Source organism: Anabaena sp. TISTR 8404, from assembly GCF_056847745.1.
Genome location: NZ_CP180578.1, coordinates 1,340,581 through 1,359,669, shown reverse-complemented (window position 1 = coordinate 1,359,669; position 19,089 = coordinate 1,340,581). Strand labels below are relative to the sequence as shown.

At 38.9% G+C, this 19,089-nt stretch carries 13 protein-coding genes; 7 read left to right on the top strand and 6 right to left on the bottom strand.

Annotation, left to right across the window (positions count from 1 at the left end; genetic code table 11):
- Positions 1-72: 72 nt before the first annotated feature.
- The 3 genes from ACMX3D_RS05800 to ACMX3D_RS05790 all read right to left on the bottom strand — a co-directional run bounded on the left by ACMX3D_RS05800 (position 73) and on the right by ACMX3D_RS05790 (position 3,557).
- Positions 73-276 (bottom strand): hypothetical protein, encoded by a 204-nt coding sequence (locus tag ACMX3D_RS05800; protein ID WP_482750500.1) that lies wholly within the window; start codon positions 274-276, stop codon positions 73-75.
- 410 nt (positions 277-686) lie between these two features.
- Positions 687-1,964 carry an alkaline phosphatase family protein gene (locus ACMX3D_RS05795; protein WP_482750499.1) on the bottom strand — a complete coding sequence of 426 codons (1,278 nt, stop codon included), beginning with the start codon at positions 1,962-1,964 and terminating at the stop codon, positions 687-689.
- 171 nt (positions 1,965-2,135) lie between these two features.
- Positions 2,136-3,557 carry an NADP-dependent isocitrate dehydrogenase gene (locus ACMX3D_RS05790; protein ID WP_482750498.1) on the bottom strand — a complete coding sequence of 474 codons (1,422 nt, stop codon included), beginning with the start codon at positions 3,555-3,557 and terminating at the stop codon, positions 2,136-2,138.
- A 311-nt stretch (positions 3,558-3,868) separates the two neighbouring features.
- On the opposite strand from ACMX3D_RS05790, the gene ACMX3D_RS05785 reads away from it, so the two are divergent.
- The 4 genes from ACMX3D_RS05785 (at position 3,869) to ACMX3D_RS05770 (ending at position 6,265) form a co-directional block, all read left to right on the top strand.
- A complete protein-coding gene (locus ACMX3D_RS05785; RefSeq protein ID WP_482752281.1) occupies positions 3,869-4,591 on the top strand; it encodes a GUN4 N-terminal ARM-like repeat domain-containing protein in 723 nt (240 codons plus the stop codon).
- A gap of 47 nt (positions 4,592-4,638) precedes the next feature.
- Positions 4,639-4,857 (top strand): type II toxin-antitoxin system HicB family antitoxin, encoded by a 219-nt coding sequence (locus ACMX3D_RS05780; protein ID WP_482750497.1) that lies wholly within the window; start codon positions 4,639-4,641, stop codon positions 4,855-4,857.
- Positions 4,858-4,946: 89 nt separating this feature from the next.
- Entirely contained in the window at positions 4,947-5,081 is a 135-nt protein-coding gene (locus tag ACMX3D_RS05775; RefSeq protein WP_482750496.1) for a type II toxin-antitoxin system HicA family toxin, read from the top strand.
- Between the two features lie 56 nt (positions 5,082-5,137).
- Entirely contained in the window at positions 5,138-6,265 is a 1,128-nt protein-coding gene (locus ACMX3D_RS05770; protein WP_482750495.1) for an ABC transporter ATP-binding protein, read from the top strand.
- 42 nt (positions 6,266-6,307) lie between these two features.
- Here the strand turns inward: ACMX3D_RS05770 and ACMX3D_RS05765 are convergent, their stop codons facing one another.
- The 3 genes from ACMX3D_RS05765 to mtnA all read right to left on the bottom strand — a co-directional run bounded on the left by ACMX3D_RS05765 (position 6,308) and on the right by mtnA (position 9,293).
- A complete protein-coding gene (locus ACMX3D_RS05765; protein ID WP_482750494.1) occupies positions 6,308-6,793 on the bottom strand; it encodes a hypothetical protein in 486 nt (161 codons plus the stop codon).
- 182 nt (positions 6,794-6,975) lie between these two features.
- Entirely contained in the window at positions 6,976-8,118 is a 1,143-nt protein-coding gene (locus tag ACMX3D_RS05760) for a retroviral-like aspartic protease family protein (protein ID WP_482750493.1), read from the bottom strand.
- Between the two features lie 110 nt (positions 8,119-8,228).
- Positions 8,229-9,293, bottom strand: coding sequence for an S-methyl-5-thioribose-1-phosphate isomerase (gene mtnA, locus ACMX3D_RS05755; RefSeq protein ID WP_482750492.1), 1,065 nt, complete (start codon positions 9,291-9,293; stop codon positions 8,229-8,231).
- A 176-nt stretch (positions 9,294-9,469) separates the two neighbouring features.
- Here mtnA and ACMX3D_RS05750 point away from each other — a divergent pair, with 176 nt between their 5' ends.
- From ACMX3D_RS05750 to ACMX3D_RS05740, 3 genes are all read left to right on the top strand, one after another.
- Positions 9,470-10,576, top strand: coding sequence for a TRAP transporter substrate-binding protein (locus ACMX3D_RS05750; RefSeq protein ID WP_482752280.1), 1,107 nt, complete (start codon positions 9,470-9,472; stop codon positions 10,574-10,576).
- 421 nt (positions 10,577-10,997) lie between these two features.
- Positions 10,998-17,069 (top strand): hybrid sensor histidine kinase/response regulator, encoded by a 6,072-nt coding sequence (locus ACMX3D_RS05745; RefSeq protein WP_482750491.1) that lies wholly within the window; start codon positions 10,998-11,000, stop codon positions 17,067-17,069.
- On the top strand, positions 17,066-19,057 hold the full coding sequence (locus ACMX3D_RS05740; protein WP_482750490.1) for an ATP-binding response regulator: 1,992 nt from the start codon (positions 17,066-17,068) through the stop codon (positions 19,055-19,057). Before ACMX3D_RS05745 ends, ACMX3D_RS05740 begins: the two co-directional genes overlap by 4 nt.
- Positions 19,058-19,089: the final 32 nt, after the last annotated feature.

Sequence of the window (19,089 nt, the reverse complement as noted above, 5' to 3'; positions counted from 1 at the left end):
ATTTTTATTGTCATAGATTTAGGCTACAAAAAATTGCCTACTATGGTTTGAAGGTGAAATGATTATGACTGGTTAAATACTATCAGGGTCTACACCTAAAGCTTTTAATCTCTCTGCTAGTAATTGAGCGCGTTGTTCTGCTTGTTGTGCCACTAAAAGGCGTTGTTGTTTGGTAGATGCAAGGTTATCCGCTGGTGTATCATCTTCAGTTATTAGTAGATTGGCATCTGGTACATTACAATCATCAATATCTTTGATTAGAACTTGATCAACCATGATTTATCCACTACTGAAGGGCTTTATTTATTATAAGTAAAATTATTGAGATAAGGCGGGAAAATTCGTGGCGCTGATTAACTAAAGTCAACGAAAATATTTGATGTTTAATTTAATGTAAATTGTGAGCGATCGCCTCTCAGAAAACCAGGGTAAGAGCATCTCAATTAGGCTTGAAATAAAGACTGTGAAGAATCTAATGTAGAGTCAATCAAACAAGAACTGAGAACTTGAATCATATAATTATTGTCCATAGTAGTGCGTTTCATTATAGGAAATATTTGGTTACAAACAAAAACTTGGGTTTGACGTTTTTACGTTTTAATTTCAACCTTCTCTCATTTAAACTCAAGGTTTGAGACGATTATCGAAGGCAGTACATTTGATTTTCTGTCTTTAGTGCGCTGGGATTAGTCTTTCTTCGATCCCTTTGGAGTGAGTGCGCCTTCCTTAAACATATCCGAAAGGTCATTGGTGGCTGGTGAGTTTGCATCATTTAAAAATCCGCCGCCTGGTGGGTAGACATCGAAGAGTTCTTCCCAGCTCTTCAAATCAGATGAGTGGGTGTAATTGATAGTGCTGTTATAGGCGTTGCCCTTGGCTAGAGGTGAGATCACAATTTCCTCTATGGTATGACTGAAATCGTTTTGGTTAGTACCTTCAGTCTCATCCCACCAGATAATGATCGCGCCATCATCCTTGTAAGCAGCTGAGTTCATAATCATCGGCACGATCTTAGAAAGAAAGTTATCACCCTGTGCAATTGCCGCCTGATCGCCTGTGTAATGCACACCATTATAGTCAAAGCCACCAGACAACGCAGTGTGTGAATCGTTGTATTGATCTGGTGTAATCAGGTTATAACTAGCAACTTTATTATGAGCCAGGTCTTCTTCTAATTGTTGCAATGGTGCATATTTACTAGCTAGAGGATTGTTTGGTGTAGGATCATTACCGCCGTTGCTGTCTGTGAAAAACAGATGACCGTCGTGTTTGGCAGCAAAGTTATATTGATGACTACCATTGTAGGGGTTGGTGTAATCAGGTGATGTACCACTGAAGCTGCTTAGAGGGACAGTCCACTGGTCTTGAGGTAGAACTGTACTGGTTAGCTGACCACTAACATTTTTGGCTAAATCAATATCTTCCTGATAGGATTTCCAAGATATACCAGCTTGATCAAGTAAAGCACTTAGATGCGTCGTATTTCGGTACGTGACACCAGCCGGAGCATTCTTGAAAGGATCGTTAGTGCCGCCTGGAACTTTGAAAGGATCGTTATCATTCAACACGCCGAAATTAGAACCAGCTTCCTGCCAAATATAGTTTGGCTCAGACGGGTGGATGCTTGGATTATTGCCGGACGGTGTAGCCAGTACGTTATGGTAAGCACTGGCATAAGAGACCTGAGCAGCATTTGGATGTCCAGGGGTGATGAGACTGTTTTGATACGGAGCTGCGGGATTGTTGAATATTTGGTTGGGTGCCTTTGTGTCGGAACTTGGTTGGGTGAAGTTGTGGTTCTCCATATCTATAATGAAGAGATGTTTGAGCCTTCTGCCCTTTTCGACTCTGACACCATTTTCGATACCTTGAATGTTTTGTGCCATTACCATCTGTACTGTTGGGAGGCTTGTTGCCACCAGCACAACCGGAACAAGCGCCAACTTAAACCAATTCAGTTGCATGAGTGTTAATAAAGTGATTTTACGCCTCACAACTGTACGGAAAATAGTTTAAGGGCTAACTATTAGTGCTTTAAGGAAATATTAACTAAGGAATATTAACTGTAGCGAGATGTTATCAATTCATAATTCGTGATATTAAGTTATTGGGCGGGGAAGACCCGCCCAATAAAATTAACCGAAATGTTGAATGATTGCGTCGGCAAATTCAGAACATTTTAGCGGTTCGACGGGTGGTTCCATTAATCGTGCTAAATCGTAGGTGACTTTTTGGTTAGCGATCGCATCTCCTAAACCTTTCTTAATTAAGTCGGCGGCTTCTTGCCAACCCAGATATTCCAACATCATCACGCCAGATAAAATCACTGAACCAGGGTTAATTTTGTCTAAGCCTGCGTGTTTGGGTGCTGTACCGTGAGTTGCTTCAAAAACGGCGCACGCATCGCCAATATTCGCGCCTGGCCCCATACCTAAACCACCAACAATGGCGGCGGCTGCATCTGACAAATAATCGCCGTTGAGGTTCATTGTCGCCAGAATCGAATACTCATCTGGTCTGGTTTGAATTTGTTGAAAAATACTGTCAGCAATTCGGTCATTGACCATGACTTTATCTTTCCACTGGCCATTGCCGTGACTGTCCCAAATTGAGTTAAGAACTGTTTCCACTTCCTTGACAATTTGAGCTTTTTTCTCTTGGGTAAGGGCATCAAATCCAGGATCAATTTGACGGGCGTTGTCTTCCAAGGAAATGTTAGGATTTTTTTCTTTGTTGCTTAAAATCCAAGATTCCCGTTCGGTAACGCATTCTTGACGAAACTCTGTGGTTGCGAGTTCATAACCCCAATCGCGGAACGCGCCTTCGGTGTACTTCATGATGTTACCCTTATGCACCAGAGTTACCTGTTGCTTGTTTTTGGGCAATTGTAGGGCGTGTTTGATAGCGCGACGTACTAGGCGCTGAGAACCAGTTTTGCTGATAGGTTTGATGCCAATACCAGCATCAAGAGGAATTTGCTTTTTACCGTGTTCTGGGGTGGCGGGGATGAGTTCTTTGTTGAGGATAGAAATTAAGCGTGAGCCTATTTCACTACCTTGTTTCCACTCAATTCCCAAATAAATATCCTCGGTGTTTTCCCGATAGACAATTACATCCAGTTTTTCAGGGTTTTTGTGGGGTGAAGGCGTACCAGCATAATAACGGCAAGGACGCACGCAAGCATATAAGTCAAAAATTTGACGTAGTGCTACGTTTAAAGAACGAATCCCACCACCAATTGGAGTAGTCAAAGGCCCTTTAATTGCTACACCATATTCTTTAATTGCGGTGAGAGTATCTTCTGGTAAATACTGATAAGTCCCGTATAAATCACAAGCCTCATCGCCAGCGTAAACCTTAAACCAACTGATTTGGCGTTTACCCTGATACGCCTTAGCTACCGCCGCATCTAGTACCTTTTGGGTAGCAGGCCAGATATCAATACCTGTGCCATCGCCCCGAATAAACGGGATAATTGGATTGTCAGGCACAACTGGCTCACCATCTTTAAAGGTGATTTTTGATCCACTAGTCGGGGGGGTAATCTTTTCGTACATAGTTCAAACACTCCAGAAAAACATAAAAAGTATGAAGTTTGAAGCATGAAGTATGAAATGTCAAATATAAATTTCACCTTCAACCTTGAGCCTTCATCTTGCTTAGGTTCTAGCCTTTAGTCTCTAGCCTAAGCGCCCCTAAATATGCAGATTTTCCCCCTATTCCCCTTTTACAGCATTTGGGGATTAAGTGAAACTGTCGCAATTTTGTACGATCAAAAATAGTAAACTACTTTTCGCTATCAGTGTTTCATTATCAAAAACCCTTGATAGCGATCGCTTGTTCACTGACCGCTAACACGAGTAATGGCATGACAGACCCAATGATTGTATCAGGCACTGCTAATGACATCGACTCCCTTCGACAACGCTTAATCGCTGGGTCTCTTCAAGTCCAACAACAGATCATCCCACAATTGGCCGACTTAGGTAACGAGGGATTAGAAGTGTTGATGGAATTTTTGCTGAAACGTCGTGAGTCCCCAGCGACTTGGATTGATGGGAAAGCTTACCAAGTCCTTTACAACTCTGATGCACCTACTGCCAGAGAATTTCTCCAAACAAATTTTCCTGAAGGCATTGTACCTCTAAAATCAGACGCAGGGATCAATTACAAACCTTTACAACAGTTACTTGCTGCTCAAGACTTCCAAGCAGCCGATCGCATGACTATTGAGAAAATGTGCGAAGTAGCAGGGCCAACGGCTGTCAAACGCAAATGGCTGTATTTTACGGAAGTTGATAATTTTCCGGTGACTGACTTACACACCATTAACAATTTGTGGTTAGTTCACTCCGAAGGGAAATTTGGCTTTTCCGTACAGCGGGAAATTTGGCTAAGTCTCGGCAAAAATTGGGATAGTTTCTGGCCGAAAATTGCCTGGAAAGATGGTAATAACTGGACACGCTACCCCAATGGATTTATTTGGGATTTAAGTGCGCCGAAGGGACATTTACCTTTATCCAATCAACTGCGAGGAGTGCGGGTCATTGCGTCTTTATTTGCTCATCCAGCGTGGACAAAGGAAGTGTGAAGTGTGAAGTGTGAAGTATGAAATTAATAGACTTGTAAAACTAAATTATGCTGAATAACATCAAACGCGAATTCTACGTCATTATTGAACGGGATGAAGATGGCTATTATGTCGGAGAAGTCCCGCAGCTAAAAGCCTGTTACAGTCAAGGAGAAACAATTGATGAGTTGATGGCAAATATTAAAGAAGTCATTGAACTTTGTCTAGAAAAAGAAAGTGATGACACAATCCCAGAGTTTGTAGGTATTCAAAAAGTAGTAATTTAATGCCAAAACTACCAAGCCTAACTGGTAAAACAGTTATTAAGGCACTAGAAAAAGTAGGATTCCAAGAGGTGCGCTAAAAAGGCAGCCATGTGCAAATGGAACATGAAGATGGACGTTTAGTTACTATTCCTGTCCATACTGGTAAAACAATTGGTAGAGGATTGCTACGAAAAATACTACGAGATGCCGAACTTACTAGGGAGGAATTTATAGTATTGCTGTAATGAAAAAATAGGGTAGTATTCCCAGCAATTGCAAATTCAAAATATCAGATTGAATAATGGCTAAAGTACGTCTAGAAGATATTAAACGTCGATTTAACAACGTTACCGCAATCGAAGATATTACCTTTGAAATTCCCGATGGCGAGTTTTGGGTGTTAGTCGGGCCGTCGGGTTGCGGGAAATCGACAATTTTGCGGACGATCGCAGGTCTAGAAACTGCCACTTCTGGCAAACTGTTTATAGGCGATCGCTTAATGAATAACATCCCAGCTAGACAGCGGGATGTGGCGATGGTGTTTCAAAACTACGCCCTTTACCCGCACATGACGGTGGCGCAAAATATCGCCTTTGGCTTGCAAATGCGGAAGGTGGACGCGAAGATTATTCAAGAACGGGTAGTGAATGTAGCGCGATCGCTTTCTTTGGAACATCTATTAGATCGCAAACCCAAACAACTTTCTGGTGGGCAACAACAACGGGTAGCATTAGGGAGAGCGATCGCTCGTGAACCTCAAGTCTTTTTATTAGATGAACCTTTATCTAATTTAGATGCTCAATTACGCGATGACACCAGAGCCGAATTAAAACAACTGCATCAAGAATTGGGAATTACAACTGTTTATGTTACTCACGACCAAGTTGAGGCAATGACCTTAGCTGATAAAATTGTTGTGCTAAACCGGGGACGAATTCAACAAATTGGCGATCCCCAAAGCATTTACGCACGTCCAGCTAATCTAATGGTGGCAACTTTTTTAGGTAGTCCACCAATGAATATATTGCCAGCAAAATATACCAATAATGGTTTTGATGTTGGTGAACAACTAATAACAGTTCCTGCTTTTATACAGGAGAAATTACAACTGCGTCCAGGTCAAAATTTTGATTTAGGCATTCGTCCAGAACATATCACAATTACTAATGACTCAGCACTGGATACTCAGCAAGGGCTAAACGCCCCGCTACCGCTAACAGCACTTTTAGTAGAAGTAAAAGTAGTTGAGCCGTTGGGAAGGGAAACTTTAATTCGTGCGAGTTTACCTAATTCGACAGTGTTATTGAATGTTCAAATAGGTGGAAATGTACGGATAAATTCAGGCGATCGCCTATATCTCCAATTAGATTTAAGTCAGTTATTTGTATTTGATTCTATTACTGGAGATAGAATATTTCCTGAGCAATAGAATTCAAATTATTAGTTTTATATCTTTGCTTAGAAAGATTTTTTACTCACTCAAAACTTCCATCTTGGTAATGATTGATTCTTTTTTAGTTTTGCCACATGGTTCAGCACTTTGACAATCACTTACCGATTCAATTGTGTAAGATGCATGAACTTTTTTGTTTAAAAATTTTGCCGATTCTGCACAAATCTCAAAAGATGCACCTACATGATGTTCAATTTCTTGTTCATCAGTTAATGTGGCATAACACAATAAATCACCGTTGACTAGTTCTTTCACTGTACCAATGGTTGGTAGGACAGTTGTAGATGTTTCTGGATTTTGTGACGGAGAAACCTCTGTTGTTGGAGTTGCTTGCAAAGATGCGGTAACTGCTGAGTTTTTGGTAGGAATCTGCGTAATTTCAGAGTTAGTCTGTTCAGAATTATTTGTAGGGGTTTCTTTGTTAACTTTTGTAGAGGAATTAGTACAACCGGTAATCCAAATCAGACAAATAATGAATCCAGTTATTAAGCTAAGATTGTTCATGGGTAAAATGATTGTGAAGAATTAATGAGATAATATCAACTAAGTTTACAGAAAGTAGAGACGTTACATGTAACATCTCTACATAATTTTGGGTTTTACGCTTGTACCTCATTTACCCAAAATACGCTGTAGGTAAACAACATTATCCTTTAGTCTCTCTATCAAGATTTACTTTACTCTATTCAGAAAGGCTGTAAAACTAAACTTCCCGATTCCACAACTCCGAGTGCATTTGGCTTGTTAAAACGCCAATGTTGTTGATATCTATTAAGGAAGTTTTGACCGATAATACCTTCTACACCTGGAAGTTTTAAAATTTTACTTTGCGCGACAATAACAGCATCAATTTCAGTTGCTTGATGTTGCTGAATTTGAAGTTGATTCAATTTAATTTTTTTGACTGTTTCATGTCCACCCAAACCAAAGATTTCTGCTGTTGGGGCGTTGCGATCGTCAATTCCTAATTTTTGAGCTACATATTTAGAAACTGCTATTGTATACGCTCCTGTATCCACAGCAAAGGTAAAAGGCCCTTGACCGTTAAGATAAACTTGGGCAGTCAAAATCCCAAAGCTGCCTTTTAAAGGGATAACACCAGCAACAGACTCAGAAGGTGGCAAAAGTTGTAATTGTTGTGTTTTCGGATTGAGTACAACATCGAATTTGCTCAGAAAATCTAATCCTAAAACTCCAGATATATCCTTTGGTAATGCTTGTGTAGGTAATTCTAAGCCGTAAATCCCAGAAACAGTGGCAGAGTTGACACCTAAAACTGGTAAGAAATGAGTCTTAACTTCCAGGTTCTTGAAGTTATTGCCAATGACTGGTTTATATTCCAAAAGTTCATTAGGAATAGGTTTACTATTCAGTGCTAATTGTTGAGCAAGTTGAGTATTGATAATTGTTTGACCGCTACCAGTATCTAAGATAAAAGTTTGAGTTTTTCTACCAATGCGGACGGGAATTCTAAACACAGAACTCTCACTATCTAATTTCAGTCTTATGTTGGCTTGTCCTTGACCAATGCTTTGCGGGAGTTTCACACCAACTGCTTCCATAAAAGCTGCAACACGATCAAAAGCATCAGGACGAAATTCTCCATTTGAACCTAAAGTAAGAATTTGTAAAGCACACTTCGTAGCAATAGCTTCTGATTCGGCTTGATCAATTGGCTGTTGATGATAAGTTTTAGTCTCAGCACATTTTGAGACTTCTTGTAAAAGTTGCTGACCAAGGCTGTTAGTTTTTGATTGAGATAAAGGAACTTGACCAGCGGCGGGTGTTGGTAGGAAAGGGCAAAGACTGCTGAAAAAAATGCCTGCCATAAATATATGAGAAAGCAGGCTTTTGCGTCGGTGTGAATTTTGGTTTGTTTTAATCTGATATTTTATCCACCGAGGCTGATTTGCAATTGGCATAAAAACAGTGATGATAGCTAGTTAAAACACTGTTTTAACTGGTACTTAGATAAATCACCAGGTGCAAATGCCCCGTTTTCTGTAATTATGGCTGTGATTAACTCGGCTGGGGTGACATCAAAAGCAGGGTTGTAAAATTCCACACCTTCAGGTGTCAGTTTTGTGTCACCAACTTGATAAATTTCCTCTGGGTGACGTTCTTCAATGGGGATTTGGCTTCCATGAGATAAGGCAAAATCAACAGTCGAAAAAGGTGCGGCGACAAAGAAAGGTATATTGTGCGCTTTGGCAACGATCGCTAAACTATATGTCCCAATTTTATTCGCTGTGTCACCATTCGCTGCAATCCTGTCAGCCCCCACAACTACAGCGTGAATCAAACCCCGTTGCATACAATGGGCTGCCATATTATCAGTAATCACTGTCACCGGAATTCCTTCCTGCACACATTCCCAAGCTGTAAGTTTTGCACCTTGCAACCGGGGACGGGTTTCATCAGCAAACACACGTTCTAACCGCCCTTCGCGCCAAGCAGAACGCACCACTCCCAAGGCGGTACCATAACCCGCCGTTGCTAAAGCGCCTGCATTACAGTGAGTTAGTAGAGTTAGCTTTTCGGGAGTTTTAGGCAACACAGTTAAACCATGATCGCCCATCGCCTGACAAGTTTGCAAATCTTCACTATTAATAGCTTGGGCTGTTTGGAATAAAACTTGTTTGATATCTTCAACAGTTCCCTCAGTCGCGTAGGCAGTTTTTAACATCCGGCTAATTGCCCAGAACAAGTTTACCGCTGTGGGACGAGTAGAACGTAATAATTGCGCGACAATTTCTAATTGGTTTAAGAATTCAGTGCGTTCGCTGGTTGTAATTTCTCTCGCGCCAAGATACATCCCATAAGCCGCAGCCACACCAATAGCTGGCGCACCCCGCACTATCATAGTTTTAATCGCCTGTGCCATTTCTTCACTACGATGAATTTCCACAAAGGCGTACTCACTAGGTAAGCGGGTTTGATCAATTAGCGATACAGAATCGTTGTGCCAAATGACTGGATAAACTTGGTTTGCAGAGTTTGTCATAAAACTATGTAGCTATCATGAACTGTGTACACAAAAATAAATGAAAACGAAACGCTTAGGCTAGAGACTAGTATTTTTACCCAGCACTCAGCACTTTTTCAAGTTAGGCGATCGCAAAGGTGTGAAAATTTAAAGACTGCAATTTTGACAGTCAATTATTAACCATACCAAGCATGATGAAACGCCGAAAAATTTTAAATACAGCTGCTTTAGCCACAGCAACTGCTACTACCCTAGCTGCTTGTAGTCGGAGTGCGACATCCCCCGGTGTACAAACTGGACTTCCAACTGTCCGCTGGCGTATGGCCACTAGTTGGACTAAAAGTTTAGGGACTTTTATCGGTGCAAAAATAGTGGCACAACGAGTCAAGGAAATGACCAACGGCCGTTTTACAATTACCCCCTTCGCCGCTGGAGAGTTAGTCCCAGGATTGCAAGTTTTAGATGCTGTGCAAGCTGGAACTGTAGAATGCGGTCACACATCCAGTTATTATTACATCGGTAAAAGTCCGGCTTTAGCTTTCGCCACTTCTGTACCCTTTGGTTTAAATGCCCAACAGCAAAATGCTTGGTTATATCATGGTGGCGGCTTAGAAGCTATTCAAAAAATCTACACTAATTTCAACATTATTAATTTTCCCGCCGGCAATACTGGGGCGCAAATGGGGGGATGGTTTAAAAAAGAAATTAAAACTGTAACCGACCTCAAAGGTTTAAAAATGCGGATTCCCGGCTTAGGTGGACAAGTAATGTCGCGTTTGGGTGTGAATGTGCAAGTTTTACCAGGAGGCGAAATTTATTTGTCACTCGACCGGGGTGCAATTGATGCTGCTGAGTGGGTAGGCCCTTACGATGATGAGAAACTAGGTTTACATAAAGCTGCGAAGTATTACTACTATCCAGGTTGGTGGGAACCAGGGCCATCTTTGGATGTATTAGTAAATCTTAATGCCTGGAACAAGTTACCCAAAGAATATCAACAAATTTTAAAGGCAGCCACTTTTGAAGCCAATATGAATATGCTCACTGAGTACGATGCGTTGAATGGTGCAGCACTTTCGAGGTTGATTGCTGGCGGTACGCAACTAACTCCTTATAGCCAAGATATTTTACAAGCCGCACAGCAAATTGCTATTGAGATATATGAAGAAAACGCTAGTAAGGATACTAACTTTAAACAAGTTTACGAACAATGGAAAAACTTTCGCCAACAAGTTTATAACTGGAACCGTGTCAACGAATTGAGCTACGCCAATTTTGTCACTGCTAGTAATAACAAGTGATATCTTCCCCACACAAGCATAGCAGCGTGTGGGGATATGAATTGACTGTTGAGTACGGTTGTAAAGGGATGCGATCGCACCAACAAAAACGGTCAATCAAACTAGTTTATATGTATTAGGATGATGATAGTGTAAACAGTATTCCCTACCTAAAATTTGTACAACTATCAACTTCATCTTGCAAATACGCTACACCTCAACAAATATTAAAAAATTATTTAAAAAATTTTATAAATAGCACAATATAGGACTCATATTTGATTAGTGAAAGAAATCAGTACACATCTAACTTACCTCTTATCTGTTCCCCGTTCCCTGTTCTCTACCTACACAAGGATTTTCAGTAATCAAATCGGATTCCTATAGTTCCTTAATAACTTACTGAGTTCAAGATTTAGCTCACGCAAGTGACAAAATAAATATGAGTATTATTCTTACCGACTACAATCTCATCAAAGTTATCTATAATAACACTAATACCTGTATTTATCGGGCTTTTAAAGAATCAGAACAAATATCAGTAATTATCAAAACTCTCAAAACTGAGTATCCCACAATAGAACAAATCGCCCGCATAAGATACGAATATCAAATACTACAATCTTTGCCAATAGCAGGAGTAATTCAACCTCTAGCCTTAGAAAACACACAAAATGGCATAGCACTTATCTTAGAAGATTTTCCAGGAGAAAATCTTCATGATTTTATTAACACAAACAATTTAGAATTAAACAATTTTTTGCAGATAGCCATTCAATTAGCTATCATCCTATCTCAGTTACATCAAAATAATATTATTCATAAAGATATTCAACCTCATAATATTTTAATCAACCCCAAGACAAATCAAATAAAAATTATAGACTTTAGCATTGCTTCACGCCTATCTAGAGAAAACCAGACAGTTAATGATCTCAATTTACTCGAAGGTAGTCTTGCTTATATGTCACCAGAACAAACTGGGAGAATGAACCGTTCAATAGACTATCGAACTGATTTTTACTCTTTAGGTGTGACATTGTATCAAATTTTAGTTGGCAAACTTCCCTTTGCAGCCAATGACCCATTAGAAATAATTCATTCTCACATTGCTAAAATACCTAAACCACCTCAAGCATTAAATCCTCAAATCCCTTCAGCAGTTTCTAATATTATTATGAAATTATTAGCTAAAACTGCTGAAGAAAGATATCAAAATGCCTTGGGTTTAAAAGCTGATTTAGAATTATGTTTACGCCAGCTACAAACATCTTGTGAAATTACGGACTTTGTTATTGGTCAACTTGATTTATCTAGTCAATTTTTGATTCCCCAAAAACTTTATGGACGGGAAAAAGAAGTTGCTAAATTGATGAATGCCTTTGAGAGGGTTAGTTCGGGAAAAACTGAGTTAATGCTCGTTAGCGGTTATTCTGGAATTGGTAAATCTTCGTTAGTCAATGAAGTTCATAAACCTATCATCCGTCAACGAGGATATTTCATTTCTGGAAAGTTTGATCAGTATAAACGTAATATACCTTATGCTTCACTAATACAAGCTTTTCAAGAATTGATGCGGCAGATATTAACAGAAAGCACCGAAAAAATCACAACTTGGAAAAGAAAACTTTTAGAAGCAGTTGGAATCAATGGTCAAGTTATTATTGATGTGATACCTGATGTTGAAAAAATTATTGGTTCTCAACCACAAATACAATCATTAGGAATTAATGAATCGCAAAATCGCTTTGATAGATTATTTCAACAATTTCTTCATGTATTCTCTCAAGCCGAACATCCATCGGTAATTTTTTTGGATGACTTACAGTGGGCAGATGCAGCTTCTCTTAAGTTAATTCAACTGCTGATAAGTGACCCTGAGAATAAATATTTATTACTCATAGGTGCATATCGTGACAATGAAGTAAGTCCGACTCATCCATTAACTTTAACTCTAGAAGAACTACAAAAATCTGGCGCAAATATCAACAATATTGTTCTCCAGCCTTTGCAGATTTTCCATGTCCAGCAATTAGTTAGTGATACCCTGCGTAGTTTCCCAAAAGATTCACATGAGTTAGCTAATTTAGTGTTTCAAAAAACGCAAGGCAATCCATTTTTTGTTACTCAACTCCTCAAATCTCTTCACCAAGATAACTTGTTATTTTTTAATTTTGATACAGGTTATTGGCAATGGAATATTGCACTAATAAGAGATATTGAAATTACCGATAACGTTGTTGATTTGATGGTTAATCAAATTCAAAAACTATCACTAACCACACAGAAAGTATTACAGTTAGCAGCCTGTATCGGAGATAAATTTACTTTAGATGTTTTGAGTATTGTTAACCAGAAATCGTTCTCAGAAACAGCACAAGAACTCTGGGAAGCTTTACAAGCAGGATTAATTTTACCTTTAAACTCATCTTATAAAATACCTCTGGTGTTTAGTGAACAGGAAGGAGAAGCACAATTATTAACTGACACACCACAACACACAATAACATACAAATTCTTACATGACCGTGTACAACAGGCATCTTATTTTCTGATTCCCGATATCCAAAAAAAAGAAACTCATTTCAAAATTGGTCAATTACTTTTACAAAATACTTCAGTTGAAGAGCGAAAAGAAAATATTTTTTATTTAATCAATCACCTAAATTATGGCATTGATTTACTAACTTCAGAGTCGGACAGATATGAGTTAGCAGAACTGAATCTGATAGCTGGACAGAAAGCAAAAACAGCAGCAGCCTATGAATCTGCTATGCGCTATTTAAAAATAGCTTTGAGCCTGCTGACAACTTCTAGCTGGAATCAGCAATATGAACTGATATTGACAGTGCATCAGGAAGCAGCAGAAGCGGCATTTCTGAATGGTGACTTTGAGCAAATGGAGTTATTAGCTGAAGTAGTGCTGCAACAAGCTAAAACGCAACTGGAAAAAGTGAAAGTTTATGAGTTGCGGATTAAAAGTTGTGAAGTGCAAAGAAAATTAATTGAAGCAGTGCAGCTTGGTTTACAAGTTCTAGAGATGTTGGGAGTACAAATTAACCAATCACCAACTGAGTTAGATATTCAGCAGGCTATTCAAGCAACCACTAATAGTTTAGCAGGTAAAGGAATAGAAGATTTAATTAATTTGCCTTCAATGACAAATCCTCACAAACTAGCTGCTATGAGGCTGATAGCTACTTTAGTTCCTGCTGCTTATCAATCTGCACCTGCATTATTTATTTTAATGGCTTGTCAGGAAGTAAATTTATCTATTCACAATGGAAATACGCCGTTTTCAGCTAGTGGTTTTGCTGATTATGGAATAGTTTTTAGCGGGTTATCGCAAGATATTGAAGCTGCTTATCAAATCGGAAAATTAGCTTTAAATTTATTAGAGCGTTTGGATACTTATGAAGTTAGAAGCCAAGTTTTATTTAAAGTTGCAACTTTCATAATTCATTGGAAACATCATGTTAGAGATACTTTGCCACTTTTAGAAGATGCTTACTTGAGTGGATTAGACTCTGGGGATTTAGTACATACAGGATATTCTGCTAGTAATAAGTGTCAATATTCATACTGGAGTGGTGCAGAATTAAAAAGCCTAGAACAAGAAATGGCAAGATATAGTAATGCGATCGCGCAAATTCATCAAGAGACTGCGCTGAAATGGCATCAAGTATTTCACCAAGCAGTTTTGAATTTAATCGGCTTATCTGAAAACCCTTGCCTATTAATTGGTGAAGCTTACAATGAAGCGCAATTATTGCCACTGCACATCCAATCAAATGAGCGCACAGTAACTCACTATGTATTTCTCAATAAATTAATTCTATGTTATCTATTTGGTGAGTTTGAGCAAGCTGTAGAAAATGCTATCCAAGCAGAACAGTATTTAGATGGAGTAACAGGATGGTTAAATGTGCCATTATTTTATTTCTACGCTTCTCTAGCACAACTGGCAATATATCCATCGACTTCATCTGTACAGCAAGAATTGATTCTCAATAAATTAGAAATTAATCAACAAAAAATGCAAAAATGGGCAAGCCATGCACCCATGAACTTTCAGCATAAATATGAGCTTGTAGAGGCTGAAAAAGCGCGAGTATTAGGTCAATATTGGCAAGCAATGGAATATTATGACAAAGCTATTGCTAAAGCTAAGGAGCAAGGATATATCCAAGAAGAAGCTCTCGCCAATGAACTAGCAGCAAAGTTTTATTTTGAATGTGGTAGAGAAAAGGTAGCTCAGATTTATCTGACAGACGCTTACTATGGATATAGTAACTGGGGCGCGATCGCAAAACTGAGAGATTTAGAAGTCACATATCCCCAAATTTTCGCGCGGCTGTCGGAACAAAAAACGCACAATTCAGAAAAAAACCGCATTATCCACTCATTAAACAAAAATATGAGTGGAGCTTTAGATTTAGCAACAGTGATGAAAGCCTCGCAAGCTCTTTCTGGCGAAATTGTTTTAGAGAAATTACTAGCTAAATTAATGCAAATTTTGCTAGAGAATGCTGGTGCAGAAACAGGATGTTTAATTTTAGCTCAAGCAGAAAATTTATTTATCGAAGCATCAGGTAGCTTTGGTAACACTGAAATCAATGTGCGACAATTAACTCCTGTAGAATCGAGTCAGCAATTACCAGTCTCGATAATTAATTATGTGCAGCGGACTTGGGAAAATGTAGTACTCAACGATGCTACCTGTGAGGGAGTATTTACAACAGATAACTATATTCTTGAACAGCAACCAAAATCTATTTTATGTAGCCCGATTATTCATCAGGGTAAATTGGTTGGTATTCTTTACTTAGAAAATAAATTAATTGCTGGGGCATTTACACCAGAACGATTAGAAGTTTTACATCTTTTATCATCTCAAGCTGCCATTTCCTTAGAAAATGCTCGTCTTTATAATGATTTAGAAAAATATAATCGGACATTAGAAACAAAAGTTAACGAACGCACCCTAGAATTACAAGCTAAAAATTTACAATTACAACAAGAAATTCAGGAACGACAAAGAGCCGAAGAAGCAGCCGCATCTGCTAACCGTGCTAAAAGTGAATTTCTCGCTAACATGAGTCACGAACTGCGTACACCTTTAAATGGTATTTTGGGTTATACTCAAATATTTAAAACAGATACATCTTTGACTAGCCAACAAAGAAATGGCGTAAATATTATTCATCAATGTGGTGAACATCTGCTCACATTAATTAATGATATTTTAGATATTTCTAAAATTGAAGCTCGGAAAATGGAGCTTTATCTTAAAGAGTTTAATTTTCCGGTGTTTTTAGAAGGTATTGCAGAAATTTGTCGGCTACGTGCAGAAATAAAGGGAATAGCCTTAGTTTATCAACCTGTTCATCCTTTGCCCAGGCTAGTTTATGGTGATGAAAAACGTTTACGTCAAGTTTTAATCAATTTATTAAGTAATGCCGTTAAGTTTACAAAAAAAGGTAATATAACTTTTAAAGTAGGCTATGTAACCCAGAATGGAGACTGGATATTAGATGCAGAAAAAATTGCCAGCCAATCTCAACAACTGAAAATTCGTTTTTTAGTAGAAGACACAGGAATTGGCATTGCTCAGGAGCAATTAGAAGACATATTTCTGCCGTTCAAACAAGTGGGTGAGGATAGTCTTAAGACTGAAGGAACCGGATTGGGCTTGACAATTAGCCGTCAATTGGTTCAGATGATGGGTGGCGAATTATATGTTAAAAGTGAACTGGGTAAAGGCAGTGTTTTTTGGTTAGATTTGGAATTACCAGAAGTTCATCAACAGACAAATATTGCTATTAATGAACTGACAATTATTGGTTTTTTAGGCTCTAAACGCAAGATTTTAATTGTAGATGATAAATGGGAAAATCGTTCGGTATTGGTCAATATTTTAGAGCCTTTGGGTTTTGAGATTTTGGAAGCAAGTGATGGCTTAGACTGTCTGCATAAAGTGCCTGAATTTCAGCCAGACTTAATTTTACTGGATTTAGTCATGACAGGAATGGATGGTTTTGAAGCTACCCGTCGCTTGAGATTGTTACCAAACTTGAAGGAAGTAATAGTAATTGCTGTCTCAGCTAGTGTTTTTGAATTTGATCAACAAGAAAGCCGAAAAGTAGGATGTGATGACTTTCTGCCGAAACCTATCCAAAAAGCCGAACTTTTAGAAAAGTTACAAGTTCACTTGGGATTGGAATGGATCTATGAAGAGAAGGTAAGAAAGATGAAGGATGAACACAAAAGTCAAATGAATATTTTAGACTTGACATCTCAGGCTTCGATTGTGCCTCCTTCAGCAGAAGAATTGGCAATTTTGCTAGATTTGGCTATGCGGGGTGATTTAAGAAGTATTGCGGAACGATCGCTAAAATTAGAAGAACGAGATGAGGAGTTAGAGCCTTTTGCCTCTTGTTTATATCAACTGGCTAAAGGTTTTAAAAGAAAACAAATCTTGGAGTTTCTCCAAAAGTATTCTGAGGCTTTATGAAAAATGAGTTTACTAAATCTGGTGTCATTTTAATTGTTGATGACACTCCCATCAATTTGGAAATGCTATTTGATTTTTTAGGCAAAGCCGGATTTACGGTGTTGATTGCTGAAGACGGTGAAAGCGCAATTTCTATAGCAGAATACGGTACACCAGACTTAATTTTGTTAGATATCCTCATGCCGGGAATCGACGGCTTTGAAACTTGTCGTCGTCTGAAAGCCAACGAATCAACCCAAGATATTCCTGTGATTTTCATGACTGCACTTTCAGAAACCATAGATAAAGTTAAAGGTTTTGATTTAGGTGCAGTTGATTACCTCACCAAACCACTTCAGCACCAAGAAGTATTAGCCAGAATTCAACTGCATCTCAAGTTGCGAACTCTTACCAAAACACTGCAAGAGCAAAATCTGCGGTTAGAAACCGAAATTGCAGAACGTTTGCAAGTCGAAGAAAAAATCCGCGAACAAGCGGCTTTGTTAGATATTACTAGCGATGCAATTATTGTTAAAGATTTTGATAATCAAATTTGTTATTGGAACCAAGGCGCTGAACATTTATATGGCTGGAAAGCAATAGAAGTAATGGGACAAAATGTCAATCAAATTTTGTACCCACCAGAAACTTTATCGCAAATTGAAAATATTTATGCAAATATAGCTGAATCTGGCTTTTGGCAAGGGGAATTAAAACAAGTTAACAAACAAGGACAAGAGGTGATTGTTGCTAGTCGTTGGACATTAATGTGCGATCGCAACGGTGAAGCTAAATCAATTTTGACCATCAATACTGATATTACAGAAAAAAAACATTTAGAAAGTCAAATTCTCCGCGCTCAACGTCTAGAAAGTATCGGCACACTAGCGAGTGGTATCGCCCACGACTTGAACAATATCCTGACTCCGATTTTGACAGCCGCACAACTGCTGCAACTCAAAATGCCCAATACTAACGAGCGCAATCAGCAGATGTTAAAAACCATCGAAAATAATTCTAAACGTGGGGCAGCTTTGGTCAAGCAAGTCTTGCAGTTTGCGCGGGGAGTTGATGGTCAGCGTAGCATTGTGCAAGTGAGCCATTTGTTCTCAGAAATTCAGCAAATTGTTCAAGAGACCTTTCCCAAATCGATTGAATTGGTAGCAAATGTTCAGCCGGGACTTTGGGCGGTGATTGGAGATGCTACACACCTACATCAACTACTGATGAATTTAGTAGTGAATGCTCGTGATGCTATGCCTAGAGGCGGTCATATCAAGATATCTGCTGAAAATCTTTTCATCGATGAACAGTATGCGCGAATGAATTTGGATGCTCGTGTTGGCGCTTACATTGTGATGACTGTTGCAGATACAGGTGTGGGGATGCAACCAGAGATTATTGATAGAATCTTTGAGCCGTTTTTCACCACCAAAGACATTGGTAAAGGTACGGGATTGGGTCTGTCTACCGTCAGAGGTATCATCCAAAGTCACGGTGGTTTTGTGAATGTCTCCAGTCAAGTTGGTAAAGGTAGTGAATTTAAAGTTTTCTTGCCAGCAGTGGAAGTCGCCAAAACATCACTAGGGGAAGATTTAGAATTGCTCAAAGGTAACGGAGAATTAATTTTAGTAGTTGATGACGAAAGTGGAATTTTAGAAACTACCAAAATTTCTTTAGAAGCTTACAACTACAGAGTTTTAACAGCGAGTAATGGGATTGAAGCGATCGCACTTTATGCTCAACACGAAGACGAAATTAGCTTAGTGTTGATGGATATGATGATGCCATCAATGGACGGTGCTACTGCTATTAGTGCGCTGCAAAAAATGAATTCCCAAGTCAAGATTGTTGCTGTTAGCGGTCTAGCAGCTAGTGGTAAATTAACAAAAATGCCGGGAGTGAAGAAATTTATTCCTAAGCCGTATACAACTAAAGATTTATTGCAGACCTTACACAGCATTTTGGTGCAGAAATCTAGAAACCCGGAAGGTGCTGCTAAAGCCTAAATAATAGAGGCGTTGCAATACAACGTCTCTAC